This is a genomic window from Streptomyces sp. CA-146814 (genome assembly GCF_050942385.1).
In the GTDB taxonomy this organism is placed as follows: Bacteria; Actinomycetota; Actinomycetes; order Streptomycetales; family Streptomycetaceae; genus Streptomyces.
The window spans coordinates 4,603,890-4,624,436 of the sequence record NZ_CP192068.1; the positions used below are offsets into that span (position 1 = coordinate 4,603,890).

Here is a 20,547-nt window from a genome sequence, read left to right on the forward strand (position 1 = left end):
TCAGCGGTGGAGGCACGGGCGCGCCTCGGCGGCCGCCTTCAGGTCGACCAGCCAGGCGTCCAGCCCTTGTTGGAGGATCCCGGTCGCGAACGGCACGTCGGCGTCGACCTGTTCGCCGGTGTGGGTCTCCTCGGTACGGACGAGGACGCCGCCCCGGACCTTCTCGAAGCTCCAGACGTGGACGCCGTCGATGTGCAGGCCCTCGCCGATGGCGGGACCGGTCCACCGGATGCAGGAGCCGCGCTTCAGCTGCTGGACGGTGGAGGTGATGTCCAGGCTGGTGGCGGGAGTGACCGGGTTGGGCGGGATCGGGGTCGTCCAGCGGAACGCCGAACCGGGACGGAAGGGCCCGTGGCCGAGGCGGTCCACCTCCGTGACGTGGGCCTGCCAGCTCGGCCAGCGCCCCACGTCCGTCTGGAGCTTCCAGATGGTGCTCAGCGGCGCGTCGATGACGGTCTCCGCCCGCGCCCGGACCTCCGCCTTGGCGTCAACGCCCTTGCCCTGGCAGGTGAGCGACGGCCCGGGACGAGCGGCAGCGGGCGCGGCGGTGGCAGATGCGGCGGTGGCAGACGCGGCGGTGGCAGATGCGGCGGTGGCAGACGCGGCGGTGGCGACCGTGGTGGCGAGGGCTCCGGCGACGACGAGCGGGGCGGTGAACAGGGCGGCGACGGTGCGGGTGCGGGCCATGCGATTGCTCCCTCTGCTAGTGGCTCCTGCGTTCGTTAGAAGTTGTAACGCACCGCGAACTGACGGGTCAAGAGGTTCCGTGATACCTTCTAACGAAATTTTGAGTAAGTAGCCTCACGGCGCGGCCGCGGAAGGTGACCCACCATGGCGAAGTCCGACGCCGGATCCGACGTCACGTCCGGCCCCGCGACCCCGCGCGAGCGCTACCGCGCGCAGGTCCGTACGGAGATCAAGGAACACGCCTGGGAGCAGATCGCCACGGCCGGCGCCTCCGCGCTCTCCCTCAACGCGATCGCCAAGCGGATGGGGGTGAGCGGCCCCGCGCTCTACCGCTACTTCGCCGGCCGGGACGAGCTGATCACCGAGCTGATCCGGGACGGGTACCGCAGCCTCGCCGACACCCTGCGTACGGCCGCCGTCGACGGTGCCGACCTGTCAGGCCTGGCGCACGCGCTGCGCGGCTGGGCGCTGGAGGACCCGCACCGGTACTTCCTCCTCTACGGCACGCCGGTTCCCGGCTACCACGCGCCCGACGACACCACCGCGATCTCCTCCGAGATCATGGCGACCCTGCTGACCGCCTGCGCGGCACTCACCACCGAAGTCCAGGGAGCCCCGGCAGTTCCGTTCGCCGCTCACCTGGAGGCGCACCGCGACTGGGCCGGTGACCACCCCGCCCCGCCCGCCGCCCTGCACCTGGCCATGAGCTTCTGGACCCGGATGCACGGAGTCCTCTCCCTGGAGCTGGGCGGGCACTTCACCGGCATGCGCTTCGACCCGGCGCAGCTCTTCGCGGCGGAGCTGGACGACCTGGTGATGTGACGGCCCTGCCTACGCGGTGTCCGCCGAGGCCCGGCGGAACGTACGCCGGTACACCGTCGGCGGCACGCCCAGCGCGGCCTGGAGGTGCTGGCGCAGCGAGGTCGCCGTGCCGAAACCCGCGTCCCGGGCCACCTGGTCGATCGACAGGTCCGAGGACTCCAGCAGATGGCGCGCTCGCTCCACCCGCTGCTGGGTCAGCCACTGGCCCGGGCTGATGCCGACCTCCTCCCGGAAGCGGCGGGTGAAGGTCCGTACGCTCATGGACTCCTGCCGGGCCATGTCCCGCAGCAGGATCGGCTTCTCCAGCCGGCCCAGCGCCCATGCGCGGGCCGTGGTGGTGGTCGCGAACTGCGGTTCGGGGACCGGGCGGTGGATGAACTGGGCCTGGCCGCCGTCCCGGTGCGGAGGTACGACCGTGCGCCGGGCGATCTCGTTGGCGACGGCGGCCCCGTGGTCGCGGCGCACCAGGTGCAGGCAGAGATCGATCCCGGCGGCGACCCCGGCCGAGGTGAGGACGTCGCCGTCGTCGATGAACAGGACGTCCGGGTCCACGCGGACCTGCGGGAAGAGCTGCTGGAAGTGGTCGGCGGAGGACCAGTGCGTGGTGGCGGGCCGGCCGTCCAGGTATCCGGCGGCGGCCAGGACGTAGCTGCCGGTGCAGATGGAGACCATCCGGGTGCCGGGCCGGACGAGCGCGAGCGCGGCGGCCAACTCCTCGGTGAGCCTGCCCTCTTCGAAGACCGGGCCCAGCTCGTAGGAGGCGGGGACGACCACGGTGTCGGCGGTGGCGAGCGCCTCCGGGCCGTGCTCCACGAGGATCGCGTAGTCGGAGTCGGTCCGGACCGGCCCCGGCGGGCGGACCGAGCAGGTCACGACCTCGTACAGCTTCCCGCCCTTGTTGCCCGGTACGGGGTCCAGCGAGCGGCCGAAGATCCGGTCGGGGATGCCGAGCTCGAACGGGAGCAGCCCGTCCAGGGCCAGGACGGCGACGCGGTGCGGCATGGCGGGGCCTCCTCGGAACGCGCCGACGGGCTCGCCTGGAGCCCACCGGGAAACTCGGTGGCTGGTATAGACCAACGGCGGATACAGGTTAGCGACGTGATGGAGAAGCCGACAGGGACCGCGTCCATTCCCGACGCCTCACGTGACACCCGACCGCCCTCGCCTTCACTTACGCCGCTCGGACCGGCCGGGGCCCGGCCTTCGCGGGCGTGCTCGTCGGGCCGGCCGGCACCGGAGCGGTCCACGCGGCCGACGCGGCCACCTTGGCGGTCTCCGGCGCCTGCCTCTTCCTGATGCGCCCGTCCCACCCGAAGGCGCGCTACTTCCCCTTCGCCTTCGCCCTCTCCTTCTGCCGGGCCTCCGCCCGCTGCAGCTCGATGACCTCCAGGACGTGCGCGCTGACCTGCCGGCGGACCGTCCCGGCCACGAACAGCGCCACACCCAGCACCGAGACCGGCACCGAGATCGCCAGGAGCGTCAACTGCCCGGGCCAGGCCGCGATCAGGTCGCAGTTCTGCGTCTCCCCGTAGCAGGACGCGTCCGACTGCTCCACCAGCAGGAACGCCAGCCGCACCCACAACGCGCAGGCGGCGAGCAGCACGACGGCTCCCCACGTCTGCATCGATGTCGAGGTGCGATGGAACTGCTGACGTGCGACCCACTGCATGAGATCCCCCGGATCCGTTGCGTACGAGGCGCCCGGCCGGACGGCCGCGCTGACCGACGGCCGATGGTACGTGCGGGGGCCATCGGCCCCGTACGCCACCCCGGGGCCCGGTGGCCCGATCCCTGCGAACCATGTCCCTCGGGCCACTCGTGACGGAACGCGCAGGCCAGGAAGCTGTTCCCCGTGACCGAGACCATCGAAAGCGCCGCCCAGGACGACGAGCGGCGGCCATCCGGCGAGGCGCGCCGCCGCCGTCCCCGTATCCACCGGGCGTGGATCGTCGCCGCCGTCACCTTCGTGACGATCATCGGCGGCGCGGCCTTCAACTCGCTGCCCGGCCTGCTCATCGACCCGCTCCACACCGAATTCGGCTGGTCGCGCGGTGAGATCGGGCTCGCGGTCTCCATCGACATGGCGCTGTACGGCCTGACAGCGCCGTTCGCCGCCGCGCTGATGGACCGCTTCGGCATCCGGCGGGTCGTGGCGGCCGCGCTGAGCCTGGTGGCGGCCGGGGCGCTCGCCAGCGTCTGGATGACGGCGTCCTGGCAGCTGATGATCTACTGGGGCCTGCTCGTCGGCCTCGGCACCGGCTCCATGGCGCTGGCGTTCGCCGCGACCGTCACCAACCGCTGGTTCGTCGCCCGCCGGGGCCTGGTCACCGGCGTCCTCACCGCGGCCGGCGCCTCCGGCCAGCTCGTCTTCCTCCCGCTCTGCGCCTGGATCGTCGACGAGCACGGCTGGCGGCCCGCCTCCGTCACGGTCGCTCTGGCGGCCCTGGTCGTGGTCCCGTTTGTCTGGCTCCTGATGCGCGACCACCCGGCCGATGTGGGGCTCGCCCCGTACGGCGGTGTGTACGTGGCGAAGCCCGCCCCGGCCCGGGGTGCCGCGCGCCGCACGGTGAAGGTGCTGTTCCAGGCCGCGCGCACCGGCCCGTTCTGGCTGCTGGCGGGCACCTTCGCGATCTGCGGGGCCTCCACCAACGGCCTGATCCGCACCCACTTCGTCCCCTCCGCCCACGACCACGGCATGCCGATCACGGCGGCCGCCTCGCTGCTCGCGGTGATCGGCGTCTTCGACGTCATCGGCACGATCTTCTCCGGCTGGCTCACCGACCGGTTCGACGCCCGCCGCCTGCTCGCCGTCTACTACGCGCTGCGCGGTGTCTCGCTGCTCTTCCTGCCGATGCTGATGGCGCCCGATGTGCGGCCGCCGATGGTGTTCTTCATCGTGTTCTACGGCCTCGACTGGGTCGCCACGGTCCCGCCGACGCTGGCGCTCTGCCGCGAGCAGTACGGCGAGGACAGCGCCATCGTCTTCGGCTGGGTCCTGGCCTCGCACCAGGTGGGCGCGGCGGTGGTGGCGTTCCTCGGCGGGGTCGCGCGGGACGTCTTCGGGAGCTACGACGTGGTCTGGTACGCGTCGGGGGCGCTGTGCGCGGTGGCCGCGCTGATGTCGCTGGTAATCCGGCGGGCGAGAGCGGCTTCGGGGGCCGCCGGCGGCTGACCGGTGAACCGCCGGGCCGGACCGATACCGAGGCCCTCAGCGGCTGAACCGCCCGAACGCGCCCCGGTGGAACAGCAGCGGCTCCGCGTCCTCCGCCGCGCCCAGCGCCTCCACCCGGCCCACCACGATGAGGTGGTCGCCGCCGGTGTGGACGGCGTGGACGCGGCAGTCGATCCAGGCCGGTACGGCGTCGAGCAGCGGTGAACCGGTCGCCGGGGCCTCCTCGTACGCCACGCCCGCGAACTTGTCGGCCCCGCTCACCGCGAACGCCCGGCACAGCGGGCCCTGTTCGGCGCCCAGGATGTTCACGCAGAACGCCCCGGCGCGGGCGATGCGCGGCCAGGTCGTCGACGTACGGGCCACCATGAAGGACACCAGTGGCGGGTCCAGCGAGAGCGAGGCGAAGGACTGGCAGGCGAAGCCGGTGGGCCCGTCCGCGTCGCGCGCGGTGACGACCGTGACGCCGCTGGCGAAGTGGCCCAGTACGCGGCGGAATTCGCCCGGGTCGACCGGGAGCCGCTCGCCGTCCCGGACGGCCCTGAGGTCCGGCCGGGGCAGCGCCTCCAGCGGCGTCCGGTCTGCTGTCGTGGCGGCGCCGACGGACCTGAGGTACCGGACGGCGGTGGCGGCCATGCCTGCGTGTCCCATCACCCGGCCATTAGAACTGACGGATCGTCAGATGTGAACCCGCATGAGCCACGTGCTCGTTCGCCTCAGGTGCGTGTACGGCGGATGCGGATGCCCATGCGGATGCGGCGGCCGGGCGAGGAGAGCGGACTGCCCCGGTCAGTACCCCCGGTACTCCGGCGTCCGCCGCTCGACGAAGGACGTCACACCTTCGCCGGCGTCCCGCGTGGTCATGTTGATCTCCTGGGCGGCCGCCTCCGCCGCGAACGCCGTGGCCCGGTCGCTGTCCAGGGACGCGTTCACCAGCTGCTTGGTCAGGGCCAGGGACCGCGTGGGCCCGGAGGCCAGCCGCCCGGCCCACGCGGCGGCAAGGCCGGCCAACTCGTCAGCCGGTACGGTCCGGTTGACGAGGCCCGTCCGCTCCGCATCCGCCGCCGACAGCGCGTCCCCGAAGAACATCAGCTCCTTCGCCCGCTGCGGCCCCACCAGCCGAGGCAGCAGATACGCGCCGCCACCGTCCGGGACGAGTCCTCGGCGTACGAAGACCTCGATGAACGTCGCGGTGTCGGCCGCCAGGACCAGATCGCAGGCGAACGCCAGATGCGCGCCGATCCCGGCGGCGGTCCCGTTGACGGCGGCGATCACCGGCTTCTCGCAATCCAGTACGGCCGCGATCAGCCGTTGCGCGCCGAGCCGGATGGTCCGGGCGACATCGCCGGGCACCCGTTCGCGGGCCTGCGCGGGCGCGCCGCGCAGATCGGCGCCCGCGCAGAAGCCGCGCCCGGTGGCGGTGAGCACGACGGCCCGTACGGCGGGGTCGGCGGAGGCCTCGGCGAGCAGGGCGATGACCCGCTCGCGCTGCTCCCAGGTGACGGCGTTCATGGCCTCGGGCCGGTTGAGCGTGATCCAGGAGACGCCGTCGGTGGTGAGGCGGTGGAGCACGGTGGACTCGGCGGGTGCGGGGGTCGGTGGCATACGGTCGACGGGTTCCGGGCCCGCGCCCGGCGCCCGGCTCACGGGTTCCGGGCCGACCTCCGGCGTACGGCCCCCGGCCTTCGCGCCGACCACCGGCGTACGCCCCCCGGATTCCCGGCCGGTCACCGGCGTACGGCCCCCGGGTTCCGGGCCGACCTCCGGCGTACGGCCCCCGGCCTCCCCGCTCACCGGCACACCGCCAGCGCGTCCAGCGCCACCGCGCCCTGGCCGCGTCCCAGCACCACCAGCGGGTTGATGTCCAGCTCCGTCAGGTCGTCGCCCAGCTCCAGGGCCATCCGCTGGACCCGCAGCACCACCTCCACCAGCGCGTCCACGTCGACCGGCGCTCCGCCGCGTACGCCTGCCAGCAGCGCCCGGCCGCGCAGCTCGCCGAGCATGTCCCGGGCCTCCTTCTCGCCGAACGGAGGCACCCGTACCGCCGTGTCGTGCAGCACCTCCACCAGGACACCGCCGAGCCCGACCGTGACCGTCGGGCCGAAGAGCGGGTCGTGCGTGACGCCGACCATCATCTCCACGCCCCGGTCGATCATCTGGCAGACCAGGATGCCGTCCAGGTCCACCGACTCGAAGCGGGCGATGTCGGTCAACTCGCGGTAGGCGTCGCGTACTTGGCTGGCGGACGTCAGGCCCACCTTCACCAGGCCCAGCTCCGTCTTGTGGGCCAGGTGCGGCCCGGAGGCCTTCATCACGACCGGGTAGCCGACCGGACCGGCCGCCCGGACCGCGCCCGCCGCGCTGGTCACGAGCTGCTCGCGCGGCACCCGGATCCCGTACGCGCGCAGGAGCTGCTTCGCCGCGTGCTCGCTGAGCTGCTGCCCCGGGCGCATCAGGGCCCGCGCCTTGCGGAAGGACGGGGAGGGGGTGCGGGGGGCCTCGTCGAAGGGGGAGCGGTAGGCGGCGGCGAAGCGGTGGTGGTCCAGGTAGGCCTTCACGGCGGTGACGCAGTTGGAGAACGTACGGAAGGTGGCGACGCGGGAGGAGCCGAGGAGCGTGGTGCGGTAGGCGTCCTCGGTGCCCACGGGGGAGCCCCAGACCACGCAGACCAGCTTGTCCGTGGCCTCGGCGGCGTCCACCAGGTCCTGCGCGAGGCGGTCGCTCATGGGCGGGAACGGGCCGGTGATCGGACAGATCAGGACCCCCACGGACGGGTCCGCGAGGATCGCGTCGATGATCTTCCGGCCGCGCGCGTCGCCGACCGGATGGCCGCCGTTGTCGATGGGGTTGGCCACGTTGAGGTAGCCGGGTATCCAGGTGTGCAGCTCGTCCTGCTTGGCGGCGGAGAGCGCGGGCAGCGGGAGGCCGGCCGCCGTCGCCAGGTCCGCGAAGTGGGCGCCGGTACCGCCGGAGATGGAGTACACGGCGACGCCCTCGGCCTGCGGCGGCCGGGCGCGGGCCAACAGGGCCGCGGTGTCCTGGAGTTCGTCGAGGCCGTCCACCCGGACCACCCCGAACTGCCGCATCGCCGCGTCCACCACCTGGTCCGCCCCGGTCAGCTTCCCGGTGTGCGAGGCGGCGGCCTCGGCCCCGGCCTCCGTACGCCCCACCTTCACCGCCACCACCGGCACCCCCGCACGCGCGGCCCGGTCGGCGGCGAGCAGAAAGGCCCGGCCGTCCTTGAGCCCCTCCACGTAACAGGCGATGGCCCCCACCTCCGGGCGCTGCGCGAAGTACGCGAGGAAGTCGGCGGTCTCCAGGTCGGCCTCGTTGCCCGTGGGCGCCCAGTGCGAGAGCCGGATGCCGAGCTCCTGGAGCGTGTAGAGCGGCCGGCCCTGGTGGCCGGACTGGGTGATGAGGGCGATGGCCGGGCCCTCCAGGTCGTCCCGGAACTCCTCGAAGGCGTTCAGGTTGGTGTTCGGCCCGAGCAGCCGTACGCCGGACCGCTCCACGGCCGCCGCCAGCCGCGCCTGCGCCACCGCGCCTGCCTCCCCGGTCTCGGCGAACCCGGAGGCGAAGGCCACGGCGAAGGGGATCTTGGCCTCGCCGAGCTCCTCGACCACCGGGAGCGGGTCGGCGACCAGGAGGACGGCGAGGTCGACGGGTTCGGGCAGCGCTGCGACCGAGGGGACGCAGGGCAGGCCGAACACGGCGTCGCGGGCCGGGTGCACCGGATGCAGCCGCGCTCCGACGCGCTCGGCCCAGGCGATGAGCTGCCGGGTGATGCCGGTGTTCGGGCGGCCCTCGGTGTCGGAGGCGCCGACGACGGCCACCGAACGCGGCCGGAAGAAGCGGTCCAGGTCGGGCACGGCCAGGTGCAGCGGCCGCCCGCTGACATCGAGCCCACCCTGCCGGGTGGCGGTGGGCAGACTGACGACGGAGGCGTGCGGCTCCTCGCCGCAGGCCACCACCCGGGCGCGGAAGTCGGTGGTGAGGGTGCCGTGAGTCGATCCAAGCATCGTTCCGCCACTCCTGCTCGATGGTCCTGCTCGATGGTCCGCCGGCCCGGTGTCCTTGTGGGGGGCAGGCGCGATTGGCTGACGCTCTGTCAGGTTACTGAACTGACGGGCCGTCAGGAATGGTCGTGCAGGCAAAGGCTTCCGGCGGTACGGGACGACGGTCGCCGCTGGTCACGGCCGGGCGGGAAGTGGCGTAGGGTGGGGTTCACCGACGCGGGGTGGAGCAGCTCGGTAGCTCGCTGGGCTCATAACCCAGAGGTCGCAGGTTCAAATCCTGTCCCCGCTACTGATGGAAAACGTCTGAGGCCCGGATCCCCTGGATCCGGGCCTCACGCGTTTCCGCCTCCGGGACCCGGACGGTCTCTCCGGGGCTCGGGCGGTTCCTCCGGGGCTCGGGCGGTTCCTCCGGGGCTCGGGCGGTCCCTTCGGGGCTCGGGCGGTTCCTCCGGGGTCCGGGCGGTCCCTTCGGGGCCCGGACGGTCGGACATCCCTCCCGGACGCTGAGCCATGGCGGGCCGGAGGGGCCCGGGCCAGGCTTGAGCCATGACACACACGCCAGACGCAACGCCCGCACAGGCCCCGTCCCCGTCCTCGCCCTCGTCCCCGCTCCCGTCCTCGTCCTCGTCTCCGGTTCTGGTGATCGGCGGCACCGGCAAGACCGGCCGCCGCGTGGTGGCCCGCCTCCGCGAGATCGGGGTGGAGGCCCGGGCGGCCTCCCGGTCCGGCGAGACCAGGTTCGACTGGACCGACCCGGCGACCTGGGCGCCGGCCCTGGAAGGGGCCGAGGCCGTCTACATCGTCCCGCTGGACACCGAGCCGTCCCCGACGCCCGCCTTCGTGGAGCAGGCCGTGGCCGCCGGAGTGCGACGGCTGGTGCTGCTCTCGGCCCGAGGCGTGGACGTGCCGGGCTACTTCGGCTCGCCGCTCCTCGACGACGGCCCGCACGTGCGAGGTGAGGAGGCCGTACGCTCCTCCGGCCTGGCCTGGACGATCCTGCGGCCCGGCTGGTTCATCCAGAACTTCACCGAGGGCGTCTTCCTCGACGCCGTACGCGACGGCGAGCTCGCCCTCCCGGTCGGCGACGGTCAGGCGGCGTACATCGACGCGGACGACATCGCGGCCGTTGCTGTGGCGGCCCTCACCGAGGACGGCCACGACGGCGAGGCGTACGAGCTGTCGGGCCCGCGCGCGCTGGGCATCGCCGACGTCCTGGACGAGATCGCGAAGGCGCGGGGCGGCGCACCTGCCGTCTACGTCGCGGCCGAGGAGACCGCGTTCCGGGACGGGCTGGTGGCGCAGGGCATGTCGGAGGTGGAGGCCAAGCTCTGGACGGCCGCCCTGGACCCGATCCGCACGAGCCGGGAGGCCCCGCTGAAGGACGGTGTGCGCCGAGCCCTGGGCCGCCCGCCGCGTGACGTTGCCGACGTCTTCCGGGACGCGGCGGCGGAGGGGGCCTGGGGGTGAGGTGTCCGGGCCTCAGCGGTCCGGGTCGCCGCCGGTGTTGTGGATCATCTGCCGGAGCGCCTTGAGCGCGGTGACGTAGTCGGCGTCGTCGATGTCCTGGTGGATACGGGCCCGGATCGCCGGTGCGTGCCGCTTGAGCCCGACCCGGGCCTCCTCGTCCGCCTCGGTGATCCACAGCCGCCCGCTCCCGTCCCGGGTGAGCCACCCGCGCCCCACCAGCCCCTCCGACTCGGCCGCCAGGTCGTCCTCGGGCCGGATGTAGGTGCGCATGGCCTGCTGGAGCTCGGGGACGGTCATGCCGTGGCCGTCGGGCGAGAGGTCGTTCTCCGACAGGTTGCGCAGCAGCCAGAACTGGGGCTGGGTGAAGCCGAGTTCGGCCTGCTGGTCCCGGGTGAAGGCGATGAGTGCCTCGTAGGCGAGACCGGTCCAGTAGGCGGCGGGCTGACCGGCGAGTTCGGCGTCGGTGAGGTACGGGGTCGTCGTCATGTGGGCTGCTCCTTGCGGGTGTTGCCCGATGAGTCGAACGTAGAACCTCAAGTTGAGTTGAGGTCAAGGAGGTGGTGGGGCGGGGGTGCGCGGTAGGGTGCGCAGGGGGTGTTCAGGCCTTACGGAGGTCGGGCCGCCTACCGGACGGAGGGGCTGATGGAACGGTTCCGTGTGCTGCTGGTGGACGCGGCGCCCGGTGCGCTGCTCGGCCGGGAGCTGGAGCGGCTGCTCGGGCACGGGCTGGCCGTCACGCTGAACCTGCGGCGGGTGGCCGATCGCGCCGGGGCGCGGGCCGACTGGGGAGGTCGGGCCGATTGGGGAGGCCGGGGTGGCCGGGTGGACTTCACCGACTTCGACCCCTTCGACGAGGCCGCGCTGCTCGCCGAGACGGTACGGGACGGGCTCGGCCACGACGCGGTCAAGTCCCGGGCCGGGGTGCCGCTGCGGGCGGCGTTCCTCGCCGGGGCGACCCGGCCCGGCCTGGCCCACCCGCTCCGCGTGATCGGCCGGGCGGGCGCGGGCACGGACCACGTCGACCTGGCGGCCGCCGCCCGGCACGGGATCGCGGTGACCCACACGCCCGGCTCCAACGCGGCGGCGGTCGCCGAGTTTGCGCTGGCCCAACTGCTCACGCTGACAAGGGACATACGGTCGTACGACGAGTCCGCGCACCGGGGGGAGTGGCGGGCGCCCGTGGCGCCGCCGCCGGAGCTGTCGGAGCTGACCCTGGGCATCGTCGGCCCGGGCCGCATCGGGCTGGCCCTGGCGGGTCGGGCGGAAGCGCTGGGCATGGAGGTGCGGACGTACGGCCGGCGCCGGGCACCGGAAGCCGCATCCGGGCCCCCGGTACCGGAAGCCGTACCCGGGCCCCCGGCACCCGCGCCCGATCCACCGACCCCGAACCTCCGCCCCGCCGCCACCCTCTCCGACCTGCTCGCCACCAGTGACGTGGTCTCGCTCCACCTGCCGCTCACCCCGGAGACCCGAGGGCTCATCGGGCGGGACGCGTTGGCGCTGATGCGGCCGGGAGCCATCCTGCTCAACACCGCGCGGGGCGGCATCGTCGACGAGCAGGCGCTCGCCGAGGCCCTGCGCGACCCCGCGCACCCGCTCGCGGCGGCCGCCGTCGACACCTTCGCGCACGAGCACGCGGCCTTCGCCTCACCACTCTTCGGCCTGCCGAACGCCCTGCTCACCCCGCACATCGCGGGAATGACCAGGACCGCCATGGCCACCGCCGCCCTGCGCTGCGCGGACCACATCGCGGCGCTGCTGGCGGGACGGCCGGAAGGCGTTCCGGTGGTCACGGCCTGACGGCCGACACCCGCTCCCCCCGCCGGAGCCGCCCCCGCACTCACCCCGCCGGAGCCTCCCGCCCCGGCGCGCGCCCCGCCGCCGTGGCCTCCTGGCGGTACCTGCTCGGGCTCTCGCCCCGCAGCCGCTTGAACGCCGCGCTGAAGCCGAAGGCGTCCGCGTAGCCGACCCGTCGGGCCACCGCCGCCACCGTCAGCTCCGGGCGGGTCAGCAGGTCGGCGGCGAGGGTCATGCGCCACTCGGTCAGGTACGCCACCGGGCCGTCGCCGACCAGCTCCGTGAACCGCTTCGCCAGCGTGGTCCGCGAGACCCCGGCCCGGGCCGCCAGCTCCGCCGTGGTCCAGGGGTGGGCCGGGTCCTCGTGCATCGCCCGTAGCGCGGGGCCCGCGACCTCGTCGCCGAGGGCTCCGTACCAGCCGGGCGGCTCGGCCTCCGGGCGGTCGAACCAGTCGCGCAGGGTGCAGACGAGCATCCAGTCCAGCAGCCGGTCCAGCACGATCTGGTGCCCGGGCCGCGCGCCGCCGATCTGCGCGACCAGATAGTCGCGCATCGGCCCGCAGTCGTCCTCGTCGGGCACGACGAGCGCTGGCGGGAGCGCCCGGAGCAGCCGCTGAGGAACCTGCTCCTGTACGTCGTAGGTGGCGGCCAACAGCACGGTGGGGCCGTCCAGTTCGGGCGCGGCGGCCATGTCCGCGCTCCACCGCACCTCCCGTACGCCCGGCTTCGCCGCGTTCTCCGGGTCGTCGGTGAAGGTGAACGGCGCCGGCCCCCGTACGATCGCGGCCTCCCCGACCGCCAGCCGCAGCGGCTCCCCGCCCTCCGGCACGATCCACCCGGCCCCGCGCATCGGCAGGCACAGCGTCAGGTAGGCCCCGTCCGTGAAGCGCAGGGACCACGGCGGCCACAGCACCGACCGCCCGAACACCGCACCCTTGCCCCGCACGCCCCGCAACAGCTCGTCGAACACGTCCATGGCGCCACGATAGGCAGAAACACCACGTGCCCGGACCGGTGGTACCCCTGGGCCGGACGCTCACCTATGTACGGCGGACGGGCGCCCATGGCCCGGATGGCCGCCGCGCGATGGAGTTGCCCCATGACAGCGAAGACCGGCACCCACCGCACCACCCGGCCCACCGTCCTGGTCCTCGGCGCCACCGGCAAGACCGGCCGCCGGGTCGTGGCCCGACTGCGCGACTCCGGCACGGCCACGGTCCGGCCGGCCTCCCGCTCCGGCGAGGTCCGCTTCGACTGGACGCTGCCCGACACCTGGGAGCCGGCCCTCGCCGGAGCCGACGCGCTCTACCTCGTGGCGCCCGACGACCCTTCTCCCGTACGGGAGTTCGTGCGGCAGGCCGAGGCTTCCGGCGTACGCCGCTTCGTCGTGCTCTCCGGCCACGGCATCGAGAAGGCGGGCGAGGAGTTCGGCCAGGGCATGGCGGTCGCCGAGGCGGCGGTCCAGGAGACCGGGGCGGCGTGGACGCTCCTGCGGCCCAACAACTTCTTCCAGAACTTCGACGAGGACCTCTGGCTGGCCCCGCTCCGCGCCGGCCGGCTCGGCCTGCCGATCGGTGACATGCCGGAACCGTTCATCGACGCCGAGGACGTGGCGGCGGTCGCGGCGGCGGTCCTCACCGAGGACGGCCACGACGGCAAGGCGTACGACCTGTCGGGCCCGCGCGCACTCACCTTCGCCGAGGCCACCCGCACGATCGCCGAGGCGGCGGGCCGCCCGATCCGTTACGAGGAGCTCACCCCGGCCGCGTACCGCGCCGAACTCCTCGCCGAGGGCTGGCCGGAGGCGGCGGCCGACGCGCTGAACGCCATGTTCGCCCTGCACCGCGCAGGCCACACGGCCGAGGTCACCGACGGCGTCCAACAGGTCCTGGGCCGCGCTCCGGCCCACCTGGAACCGTGGGCGCGGAGCGTCGCGGCGCGCGGAGTGTGGGCGTAGGGCGTCGCGTCCGGATCACGCCGGGCTCCTGAGCACCTCGTCCGGATCACGCCGGGCTCCTGAGCACCTCGGTCAGGGCCGAGATGCTGTGGCCGCCATGACCGGCGTCGACGGCGCGCCGCAGCAGATCGTGGAAGGGCAGGTGCCACGCCACGTCCAGCCCGGCCTCCTCGGCGAACGCCTCGTCGTGGGCCGCTCCGGCCAGGAACAGGTCCACCGAGGACGCGGTGTCGCCGTAGTCACGCCGGTCGATCTCCTCGGCGAAGACGCGCCGGTCGCCGCCGTAGTACAGCAGGGTGTCCTCGGCGCCGACGGCGGACGGCACGTTCTTGACCGCTCCGCCGAGGTAGCGCGCGCCGTGCGCGGACGCCCACTCGGCCATCGCACGGGCCTCGGCCGGTGATCCGCTGTTCAAAGTCACCAAGGTGCGGCCTCCGGTCGTCGCGGCGGCCGGCCCGAGCGCCTCGGCGGTGGACGCGAACGTGGTCAGGCAGGCGATGACCAGACCACTCGCCGCGACGGCCTCGTCGGCCGTCCGCGCCTGCCGGGCTCCGAGCGCCACCAGCGGCGCGGCCTTCGACGCGGTCCTGTTCCAGACCGTGGTCGGATGCCCGGCCCTGACGTATGCCTCGGCCAGCGCGCGGCCCATCGAGCCCAGTCCGATGACGGTCACGGGCGTGCGGGGGTGCTCGGTCGTGGAGTGCTCCTGCGACGGCGGGATGGAGTGAAGGACGGTCGCGCAAAGGGGAGTTGTGGGCTCTCTGCGCCGCCTGTTCCATGCTGCGGGGCCACTGAATCTTCTGCAAGTACCAACAATTCTGTTGGGTACCCACAGTTCTGTCAGTGGCGAGCTTCCCCGGAGGGCCGATGCCGAAGCGGAATTACACCTGCGGACTGGACGCCGCCATCGATGTCATGGGCGGCAAGTGGAAAGGCCTGCTCCTGTTCTGGCTCGACGAGGGACCGCTGCGCTTCGGAGAGTTGCGCCGGACGGTCACCGGGATCAGCGAGCGCATGCTGATCCTGCAACTGCGCGAGCTGGAGGCGAGTGGCGTGGTCCACCGCGAGGTGCACCAGCAGGTGCCGCCGAAGGTGGAGTACTCGCTGACGGAGTTCGGCCGCTCGCTCATCACGGCGCTCACTCCGCTCGGCGAGTGGGGCGAGGCCAACATGGAGCGGCTGGAGAACCTTCCGTAGCGGCGACGCGGGACCTCAGCTTGAGTTTTGACCTCTGCCTTTTCCTATGGCGCCGGGTGCGAGGGGCGGGGCACAGTCTGTAGGTGTCCTCCACTAAGGCGGCCACAAGGTCATCCGGGCACGCGGCACCGATGAGGGGGGTACGGGCGGGAACCTTATAGATCCGAAAGAGGGCGGATCAGGCGGATCTCAGCCAGGCTCGATGGCGGTGTGAGGAGAAGAGGGTGGGGCGCACGAGGCTGAGCCGCGGGGGAACTGGTGCGACCCCCATAATCCTCATGGCAAGGCGCTTGACACGCTCGGTCGCAAGCATCGGCGACCCGCGCCGACAGCAAGGTGGGCAGTCAACCCCGCAGCCACGAGCGGAAGCAGCGGAGACAAGGCAGCCATCCCCCATGAGGTGAAACTGGTGTCAATCACCGCATAGGCCCCCAACGGTGTCTTGGTAGCCGCTACGGTCTCCCCCGCCTCACCGTCGTATCCCACTTTCACAGTGTCGCTACTCTCACCGTCCACGAGCTTGCCCACGCACTCGTTGTGGCTCCCCCCGCGACCGTCGACCTTGAGCTGGCAATGTGAGAGGCGTATCTGCGCTTCCTCCCCAGCTAGTCCCAGCCGCACAAGTCCCAGAGCTCCCGCCCAGACGGTTACCCCCACGAACAGCACTGCCATCACACACCAGGCCATGGCTGCGACGGCCCACCCCTTACTCGTCATGGGGCCAGCATGGCGCACCAGGATCGAAATCAGCTTCTGAACCGGCCGCCTGAGCATGACCTGCGCGACATCATGGACGCGATCTTGTACGTGGGCCGCACCGGGGTCCAGTGGCGGTATCTCCCGCACGGCTTCCCGCACTGGAACACCGTCTACGGCTACTTCGCCGAATGTGCCGACGCGGGCATGTAAGCGCAGCTCACGGCCTGCTCCGGCAGCTTTTACGAGAGCAGGAGGGCCGGGACGCCGAGCCGACGGCTTACGTGTACAACCTTTGGCGGCGGTGAATGGTCTTTGCGTCGCAAAGACCATTCCTTCAGGGGGTATTTTTCGTGAAGTTGTCCCGGATCGCCGCAGCTGTGACCACCGCTGCCCTGGCTCCGGCCGTCCTCCTCGCGTCGCCGGCGTTCGCCGACACGAACCAGGCCGCCGGGGCCACCACCAACCCGCCGGCTCCGACCGCCCCCGACCGCGAGGCCGCGGCAGACTCCGACGAGGACCAGGCGGAGCAGGACCGCAAGACCATTCTCCGATCATCGCCGACCCGATGGCCAGCGAGTACATGAAGGAAGCCGGTCACAAGGCCATCGCCGACGGCCCCGCGGCCATGCGCACGTTCATCGAGACCGACCAGCACCGCATCCGTCTCGACGACTACCGGATCGCCATCATCAGGCTCCTGCACTCTGCGGGCCCCAGCCTGGAGGAGGGAATCAAGGGCTTCCTGAAGACCGACGGGCGGACCTTGGCAGACCTCCGCCACTTCTACGAGGTCACCCAGCACAAGCTCCGTGACATCGACAACAGGGTCGAGATCGCCCGCTTGGCCAACACCGCCGGTCCAGCGCTGAAGGAAGCCGTCAAGAAGGCCCTCTTGGGCACTCCGGCGGACCGCATCGCCTTCCTGGAGAAGGGCCGTCACATCGCGCAGGCCGAGGACGACCGGGCCGAACTCGCCCGGATCGACGAGGGCTGGGACGGCCCCATCCTCAGCGAAGCAATCAGCAAGCTTCTGAACGGCTCCCCGACCCCGGCCGAGCTGCGCCATTTCCTGGAGGTGACGCAGCACGAGTTGCGGGACCAGGACAACCGCGTAGAGATCGCCCAGATCATCGACGGGGGCGGCCCCGAGCTCGTCAAGGCCGGCCGCGCCGCTCTGGCGGGTACCCCCGCCGACCGTGCCGCGTTCCTGCTCACCGGCCAGCACGAGGCCCGGAAGAAGGACGAAAAGGCCCAGCAGGAGAAGGACAAGAACGACGGCAAGAACGACGACAGTAGCGACGACAAGGGCGACGACAAGAGCGACGGTCGGACAGACCAGGACGATGCCGGTGCTGGTGCCGGGAACGACGACGAGAAAAACACGGGAACAGGCACCGGCAACACAGCCATGACCCCGCAGAGCGGCAGCGGCACTCAGCTGGCCTCCACCGGCGCGGGCGACACGCCCATGATCGCGGGAGGCGCGGGCGCCGCGCTCATCGGCGGCGCGGGCTTGCTGCTCGCCGCCCGGATGCGCCGCCAGGCCTCCGGCAACTGACCGCCCGCACCCCCACCGCACAAGGGCCGACCGTGTCACGACACGGTCGGCCCCACTGCGTCTTCCTGCGGCGCCGTACGGGGCGCAGCGTGCGCAGGGCGCCGGCGAGCAGGCTGACGCCCTGGCGGGTACGTACGGCCAGGTCCCCTTCGGGAATGAGGTTGGCGGCGGTGAAGTGGGTGTGCAGGGCGCGCTTCCAGTCCGAGGAGACCAGTGGACACCGTTGACGACGTCAACGGCGCACGCATGTGGCCGGCCTCGGGCCGCTTACCTGTCGGCGCCGCTCACGGGCCGGCCGGGCACGTCTCCACGAACTCGGCCTCCGGTAACTGTTCCTCCCGCTCCGCGCAGGTCAGGCCGCCGCCCGCAGCCCTGCAGGCCATGCCGAGGGTGCCGGCCGTCTCGCGGTAGGCGCCGAAGTCGGCGACGTAGGCGAGACCCGCGCTCGTCGTGATCATCGTTTGCTCGTGCGGCGTAGGCGACATCCCACAGGCGCGAGCCGGGACCTGCGCCGTCCCAGTCGATGAAGGCCCACCGCGTCTCGTCTCGGCCACGAGGTTCCAGGGGGCCAGGTCGCAAGGAGGGCATGCACAGCGGGAGTTCATGGTCCGGCCGGACGGCGAACGGTGTCCCCGACGCGAACGACACCCTCACGGACGTTGTCACCGGACACAGGCTGCTCATCATCGCGCCGCATCGAACCAGTGTGTTGAGCCAGCTCGCCATGGTCACCCCGATTTAGGGAGTGTCAGAGTAGGGGCGGAGGTTAAGGAACTAGCTCAGAAGCTGCTTTCGATCCGCGAATTCCCAGGTCACGCGTGGTGAGTCCGGAAGGGGAGCTGTGCTTGGTCGTTCGTGGAACGGTCGCGGTGACCGTTCCACGAACGGAAGCGCCGCCGACCCGGCGTCTACGAGACTCCAGGCGGCGGCGGCCTCAGCGGCCTCGGCGGGGACGGTGCCCTGCCGCGTTGGCCTGGTGGTTCTACTTCACGTCGACGTAGTCGCCCGCGGAGGAGACGGCTGCGGTGTTCGACTTGCCGGCGAAGCTGTAGCGCCATGCGCCGTCGACCGTGGCCTTGACGGTGGTCTTCAGGATGCCGTTCGAGCCGGTCTTGACCGTCCTGACGGTCGTGTAGCTCTTGGCGCCCTTCTTCTTGAACTGGAGCTGCACGGACTGGTTGACGTAGCCCTTGTACGTGCCGGTGTCCCAGTTCGCGCGGGTCAGCTTTCCGGTGATCGTGATGATCTTGCCCTTCTTCACCGGTTCCGGGGAGGCGTTCACCGTCAGCTGCGAGAAGCTCTGGACGCCGACCCTGGAGACCGCGTAGGCCTGGAACTCGTCGCCCTCGTCGGTCACGGCCGAAGCGCCGACGCGCCAGGTGGTGGCGTCGGAGTTGATCATCTCCGTCGGGTCAAGGGTGATGGTGCCCTTGCAGGTCGTGGTGGTCGCGCTGACGACCTTGCAGGAGATCGACTTGGCGTTGGGGCCGTAGCCGAAGCTGTCCTTGTCGTCGATGGACTTGCCGGTCCAGATGAACGCGGCGACGCCGCCGACGCCGGCGTCGGCGGTGGCCGTGGCGGAGAAGGAGACCGTCTTCTTGACCTTGGTGCCGATCACGATCGGCTTACCCGCGTTGACGACCGCCGAGGTGATCCTCGGGGCGGCGGCCTTCGCGGTCGCGCCGAACGCCTGCTTCGACTTCTCCCCGACCTTGGGCTGGACGGCGGTGAAGCCGGGCTCCAGGGTCCAGGAACGCCCGTCATCGGCCTGCGCGGCCGGTACAGCGAGAGCGGAAAGAACGATGGCACCGGAAACGGCGGCCACCGTGGCACGAATTCGCATGTGTCCCCAACGAGAGGGGGCCCCGGGGCAGGGCCCCGCGGGACCCGGATGATCCACGAGCCGACTGGCTCACTAGAACAGACACACGAATGCGGCCGATGGTTGTACGCACAGGCTGGTCAGGTCGAAACCCGGGGGTGCCGCTGCCCTGGGGCTCGCGGATGGCCGTGCGGGCGGACGAGTCGAGGCCTGATTTCGGGCGCGGTGGGTTCGGAAGGGGAGCTGTGCTTGGTCGTTCGTGGAGCGGTCGTGGTGACCGTTCCACGAACGGAAGCGCCGCCGACGCCGGTGTCTGTGGAACTCCAGGCGGCGGCGGCCTCAGCGGCCTCGGCGGGGACGGTGTCCTGCCGCGTTGGCCTGGTGGTTCTACTTCACGTCGACGTAGTCGCCCGCGGAGGAGACGGCTGCGGTGTTCGACTTGCCGGCGAAGCTGTAGCGCCATGCGCCGTCGACCGTGGCCTTGACGGTGGTCTTCAGGATGCCGTTCGAGCCGGTCTTGACCGTCCTGACGGTCGTGTAGCTCTTGGCGCCCTTCTTCTTGAACTGGAGCTGTACGGACTGGTTGACGTAGCCCTTGTACGTGCCGGTGTCCCAGTTCGCGCGGGTCAGCTTTCCGGTGATCGTGATGATCTTGCCCTTCTTCACCGGTTCCGGGGAGGCGTTCACCGTCAGCTGCGAGAAGCTCTGGACACGGACCCTGGAGGCCGAGAACTCCACGAATTCGTCGGTATGCCCGGTCATGGCGTAAGCGCCGACGTGCCACGAGGTGGCGTGAGAGTTGATCATCTGTGCCGGGTCAAGAGTGATGGTGCCGTTGCAGGTCGTGGTGACCGCGTCGACAGCCTTGCAGGTGATCGACTTTGCGTCGGGGCGGAAGCCGAAGGTGTCCTCGTCATCGATGGACCCGCCGACCCAGATGAACGTAGCAACATCCCTGACACCGCCGAAGAAGGCGCCGGCGGTCGCTGTGGCGGAGAAGGAGACCGTCTTCTTGACCTTGGTGCCGATCACGATCGGCTTCCCCGCGTTGACAACAGACGAGATGATCTTGGGGTCATCGCTCGTCGCGGTCTCGTCGGACGCCTGCTTCGACGTGTCCCCGACCGTGGGGAGGACGGCCTTGAAACCGGGCTCCAGGGTCCAGGAACGCCCGTCATCGGCCTGCGCGGCCGGTACGGCGAGAGCGGAAAGAACGATGGCACCGGAAACGCCGGCCACCGTGGCACGAATTCGCATGTGTCCCCAACAAAAGGGGGCCCCGGGGCAGGGCCCCGCGGGACCCGAATGATCCACGAGCCGAGTGACTCACTAGAATGGACACACGAATTGGGGCGA

General features: G+C 71.7%; 20 protein-coding genes, 1 tRNA gene and 1 pseudogene. 10 read left to right on the forward strand and 12 right to left on the reverse strand.

Features of this window, described 5'->3' with window-relative positions; genetic code table 11:
• Window positions 1–687, reverse strand: coding sequence for an SRPBCC family protein (locus tag ACQP09_RS20585; RefSeq protein WP_433401785.1), 687 nt, complete (start codon window positions 685–687; stop codon window positions 1–3).
• A 144-nt stretch (window positions 688–831) separates the two neighbouring features.
• Here ACQP09_RS20585 and ACQP09_RS20590 point away from each other — a divergent pair, with 144 nt between their 5' ends.
• Window positions 832–1,509: a TetR/AcrR family transcriptional regulator gene (locus tag ACQP09_RS20590; RefSeq protein WP_433401786.1), complete on the forward strand. Its 678-nt coding sequence runs from the start codon at window positions 832–834 to the stop codon at window positions 1,507–1,509.
• A gap of 9 nt (window positions 1,510–1,518) precedes the next feature.
• Here ACQP09_RS20590 and ACQP09_RS20595 read toward each other — a convergent pair whose 3' ends face one another.
• Window positions 1,519–2,511, reverse strand: a complete 993-nt coding sequence (locus ACQP09_RS20595) for a GlxA family transcriptional regulator (protein WP_433401788.1) — start codon at window positions 2,509–2,511, stop codon at window positions 1,519–1,521.
• 319 nt (window positions 2,512–2,830) lie between these two features.
• Window positions 2,831–3,133, reverse strand: coding sequence for a hypothetical protein (locus tag ACQP09_RS20600; RefSeq protein WP_433401789.1), 303 nt, complete (start codon window positions 3,131–3,133; stop codon window positions 2,831–2,833).
• A gap of 228 nt (window positions 3,134–3,361) precedes the next feature.
• Here ACQP09_RS20600 and ACQP09_RS20605 point away from each other — a divergent pair, with 228 nt between their 5' ends.
• A complete protein-coding gene (locus ACQP09_RS20605; RefSeq protein WP_433401791.1) occupies window positions 3,362–4,681 on the forward strand; it encodes an MFS transporter in 1,320 nt (439 codons plus the stop codon).
• Window positions 4,682–4,717: 36 nt separating this feature from the next.
• On the opposite strand, the gene ACQP09_RS20610 is transcribed toward ACQP09_RS20605, so the two are convergent.
• The 3 genes from ACQP09_RS20610 to ACQP09_RS20620 all read right to left on the reverse strand — a co-directional run bounded on the left by ACQP09_RS20610 (window position 4,718) and on the right by ACQP09_RS20620 (window position 8,697).
• Window positions 4,718–5,314, reverse strand: coding sequence for a flavin reductase family protein (locus ACQP09_RS20610; RefSeq protein ID WP_433406683.1), 597 nt, complete (start codon window positions 5,312–5,314; stop codon window positions 4,718–4,720).
• A 153-nt stretch (window positions 5,315–5,467) separates the two neighbouring features.
• Window positions 5,468–6,283, reverse strand: coding sequence for an enoyl-CoA hydratase/isomerase family protein (locus tag ACQP09_RS20615; protein WP_433406684.1), 816 nt, complete (start codon window positions 6,281–6,283; stop codon window positions 5,468–5,470).
• Between the two features lie 185 nt (window positions 6,284–6,468).
• Window positions 6,469–8,697, reverse strand: coding sequence for an acetate--CoA ligase family protein (locus ACQP09_RS20620; protein ID WP_433401793.1), 2,229 nt, complete (start codon window positions 8,695–8,697; stop codon window positions 6,469–6,471).
• 212 nt (window positions 8,698–8,909) lie between these two features.
• Between ACQP09_RS20620 and ACQP09_RS20625 the strand changes: the two genes are divergently transcribed.
• Together ACQP09_RS20625 and ACQP09_RS20630 are read left to right on the forward strand one after the other, a co-directional pair.
• Window positions 8,910–8,983: transfer RNA gene (locus ACQP09_RS20625), tRNA-Met, on the forward strand.
• A gap of 350 nt (window positions 8,984–9,333) precedes the next feature.
• Complete coding sequence (locus ACQP09_RS20630; RefSeq protein ID WP_433406685.1) at window positions 9,334–10,161, forward strand: NAD(P)H-binding protein; 828 nt, start codon at window positions 9,334–9,336, stop codon at window positions 10,159–10,161.
• Between the two features lie 12 nt (window positions 10,162–10,173).
• Here the strand turns inward: ACQP09_RS20630 and ACQP09_RS20635 are convergent, their stop codons facing one another.
• Entirely contained in the window at window positions 10,174–10,647 is a 474-nt protein-coding gene (locus ACQP09_RS20635; RefSeq protein ID WP_433401794.1) for a MarR family transcriptional regulator, read from the reverse strand.
• A 156-nt stretch (window positions 10,648–10,803) separates the two neighbouring features.
• Here ACQP09_RS20635 and ACQP09_RS20640 point away from each other — a divergent pair, with 156 nt between their 5' ends.
• Window positions 10,804–11,961: an NAD(P)-dependent oxidoreductase gene (locus tag ACQP09_RS20640; protein ID WP_433401796.1), complete on the forward strand. Its 1,158-nt coding sequence runs from the start codon at window positions 10,804–10,806 to the stop codon at window positions 11,959–11,961.
• A 40-nt stretch (window positions 11,962–12,001) separates the two neighbouring features.
• Here ACQP09_RS20640 and ACQP09_RS20645 read toward each other — a convergent pair whose 3' ends face one another.
• The gene (locus ACQP09_RS20645) at window positions 12,002–12,934 is read right to left on the reverse strand and encodes an AraC family transcriptional regulator (RefSeq protein WP_433401798.1); all 933 of its coding nucleotides are present in this window, start codon (window positions 12,932–12,934) and stop codon (window positions 12,002–12,004) included.
• A gap of 123 nt (window positions 12,935–13,057) precedes the next feature.
• On the opposite strand from ACQP09_RS20645, the gene ACQP09_RS20650 reads away from it, so the two are divergent.
• A complete protein-coding gene (locus tag ACQP09_RS20650; protein ID WP_433401800.1) occupies window positions 13,058–13,915 on the forward strand; it encodes an NAD(P)H-binding protein in 858 nt (285 codons plus the stop codon).
• Between the two features lie 46 nt (window positions 13,916–13,961).
• Here the strand turns inward: ACQP09_RS20650 and ACQP09_RS20655 are convergent, their stop codons facing one another.
• Window positions 13,962–14,588: an NAD(P)-binding domain-containing protein gene (locus tag ACQP09_RS20655; protein ID WP_433401802.1), complete on the reverse strand. Its 627-nt coding sequence runs from the start codon at window positions 14,586–14,588 to the stop codon at window positions 13,962–13,964.
• A 194-nt stretch (window positions 14,589–14,782) separates the two neighbouring features.
• Between ACQP09_RS20655 and ACQP09_RS20660 the strand changes: the two genes are divergently transcribed.
• The 4 genes and pseudogenes from ACQP09_RS20660 to ACQP09_RS20675 all read left to right on the forward strand — a co-directional run bounded on the left by ACQP09_RS20660 (window position 14,783) and on the right by ACQP09_RS20675 (window position 17,369).
• A complete protein-coding gene (locus ACQP09_RS20660; protein WP_433401804.1) occupies window positions 14,783–15,112 on the forward strand; it encodes a winged helix-turn-helix transcriptional regulator in 330 nt (109 codons plus the stop codon).
• A 759-nt stretch (window positions 15,113–15,871) separates the two neighbouring features.
• Window positions 15,872–16,095 (forward strand): annotated as a pseudogene (locus tag ACQP09_RS20665) (transposase); the annotation flags it as partial.
• Window positions 16,096–16,188: 93 nt separating this feature from the next.
• Window positions 16,189–16,395 (forward strand): hypothetical protein, encoded by a 207-nt coding sequence (locus tag ACQP09_RS20670; protein ID WP_433401805.1) that lies wholly within the window; start codon window positions 16,189–16,191, stop codon window positions 16,393–16,395.
• Window positions 16,377–17,369 carry an ALF repeat-containing protein gene (locus tag ACQP09_RS20675; protein WP_433401807.1) on the forward strand — a complete coding sequence of 331 codons (993 nt, stop codon included), beginning with the start codon at window positions 16,377–16,379 and terminating at the stop codon, window positions 17,367–17,369. The genes ACQP09_RS20670 and ACQP09_RS20675 overlap by 19 nt, the downstream gene beginning before the upstream one ends.
• Before the next feature lie 284 nt (window positions 17,370–17,653).
• Here the strand turns inward: ACQP09_RS20675 and ACQP09_RS20680 are convergent, their stop codons facing one another.
• From ACQP09_RS20680 to ACQP09_RS20690, 3 genes are all read right to left on the reverse strand, one after another.
• Window positions 17,654–17,827 (reverse strand): hypothetical protein, encoded by a 174-nt coding sequence (locus tag ACQP09_RS20680; RefSeq protein WP_433401809.1) that lies wholly within the window; start codon window positions 17,825–17,827, stop codon window positions 17,654–17,656.
• Between the two features lie 524 nt (window positions 17,828–18,351).
• A complete protein-coding gene (locus ACQP09_RS20685; RefSeq protein WP_433401811.1) occupies window positions 18,352–19,212 on the reverse strand; it encodes a DUF5707 domain-containing protein in 861 nt (286 codons plus the stop codon).
• A gap of 366 nt (window positions 19,213–19,578) precedes the next feature.
• Window positions 19,579–20,448, reverse strand: coding sequence for a calcium-binding protein (locus ACQP09_RS20690; RefSeq protein ID WP_433401813.1), 870 nt, complete (start codon window positions 20,446–20,448; stop codon window positions 19,579–19,581).
• Window positions 20,449–20,547: the final 99 nt, after the last annotated feature.

What these genes read in the sequence shown, in the direction of transcription:
- ACQP09_RS20585 (WP_433401785.1), bottom strand. Translation starts at nt 687, where the DNA reads ATGGCCCGCACCCGCACCGTCGCCGCCCTGTTCACCGCCCCGCTCGTC.
- ACQP09_RS20590 (WP_433401786.1), top strand. Translation starts at nt 832, where the DNA reads ATGGCGAAGTCCGACGCCGGATCCGACGTCACGTCCGGCCCCGCGACC.
- ACQP09_RS20595 (WP_433401788.1), bottom strand. Translation starts at nt 2,511, where the DNA reads ATGCCGCACCGCGTCGCCGTCCTGGCCCTGGACGGGCTGCTCCCGTTC.
- ACQP09_RS20600 (WP_433401789.1), bottom strand. Translation starts at nt 3,133, where the DNA reads ATGCAGACGTGGGGAGCCGTCGTGCTGCTCGCCGCCTGCGCGTTGTGG.
- ACQP09_RS20610 (WP_433406683.1), bottom strand. Translation starts at nt 5,314, where the DNA reads ATGGCCGCCACCGCCGTCCGGTACCTCAGGTCCGTCGGCGCCGCCACG.
- ACQP09_RS20615 (WP_433406684.1), bottom strand. Translation starts at nt 6,283, where the DNA reads ATGCCACCGACCCCCGCACCCGCCGAGTCCACCGTGCTCCACCGCCTC.
- ACQP09_RS20620 (WP_433401793.1), bottom strand. Translation starts at nt 8,697, where the DNA reads ATGCTTGGATCGACTCACGGCACCCTCACCACCGACTTCCGCGCCCGG.
- ACQP09_RS20635 (WP_433401794.1), bottom strand. Translation starts at nt 10,647, where the DNA reads ATGACGACGACCCCGTACCTCACCGACGCCGAACTCGCCGGTCAGCCC.
- ACQP09_RS20640 (WP_433401796.1), top strand. Translation starts at nt 10,804, where the DNA reads ATGGAACGGTTCCGTGTGCTGCTGGTGGACGCGGCGCCCGGTGCGCTG.
- ACQP09_RS20645 (WP_433401798.1), bottom strand. Translation starts at nt 12,934, where the DNA reads ATGGACGTGTTCGACGAGCTGTTGCGGGGCGTGCGGGGCAAGGGTGCG.
- ACQP09_RS20650 (WP_433401800.1), top strand. Translation starts at nt 13,058, where the DNA reads ATGACAGCGAAGACCGGCACCCACCGCACCACCCGGCCCACCGTCCTG.
- ACQP09_RS20660 (WP_433401804.1), top strand. Translation starts at nt 14,783, where the DNA reads ATGCCGAAGCGGAATTACACCTGCGGACTGGACGCCGCCATCGATGTC.
- ACQP09_RS20675 (WP_433401807.1), top strand. Translation starts at nt 16,377, where the DNA reads ATGGCCAGCGAGTACATGAAGGAAGCCGGTCACAAGGCCATCGCCGAC.
- ACQP09_RS20680 (WP_433401809.1), bottom strand. Translation starts at nt 17,827, where the DNA reads ATGATCACGACGAGCGCGGGTCTCGCCTACGTCGCCGACTTCGGCGCC.
- ACQP09_RS20685 (WP_433401811.1), bottom strand. Translation starts at nt 19,212, where the DNA reads ATGCGAATTCGTGCCACGGTGGCCGCCGTTTCCGGTGCCATCGTTCTT.
- ACQP09_RS20690 (WP_433401813.1), bottom strand. Translation starts at nt 20,448, where the DNA reads ATGCGAATTCGTGCCACGGTGGCCGGCGTTTCCGGTGCCATCGTTCTT.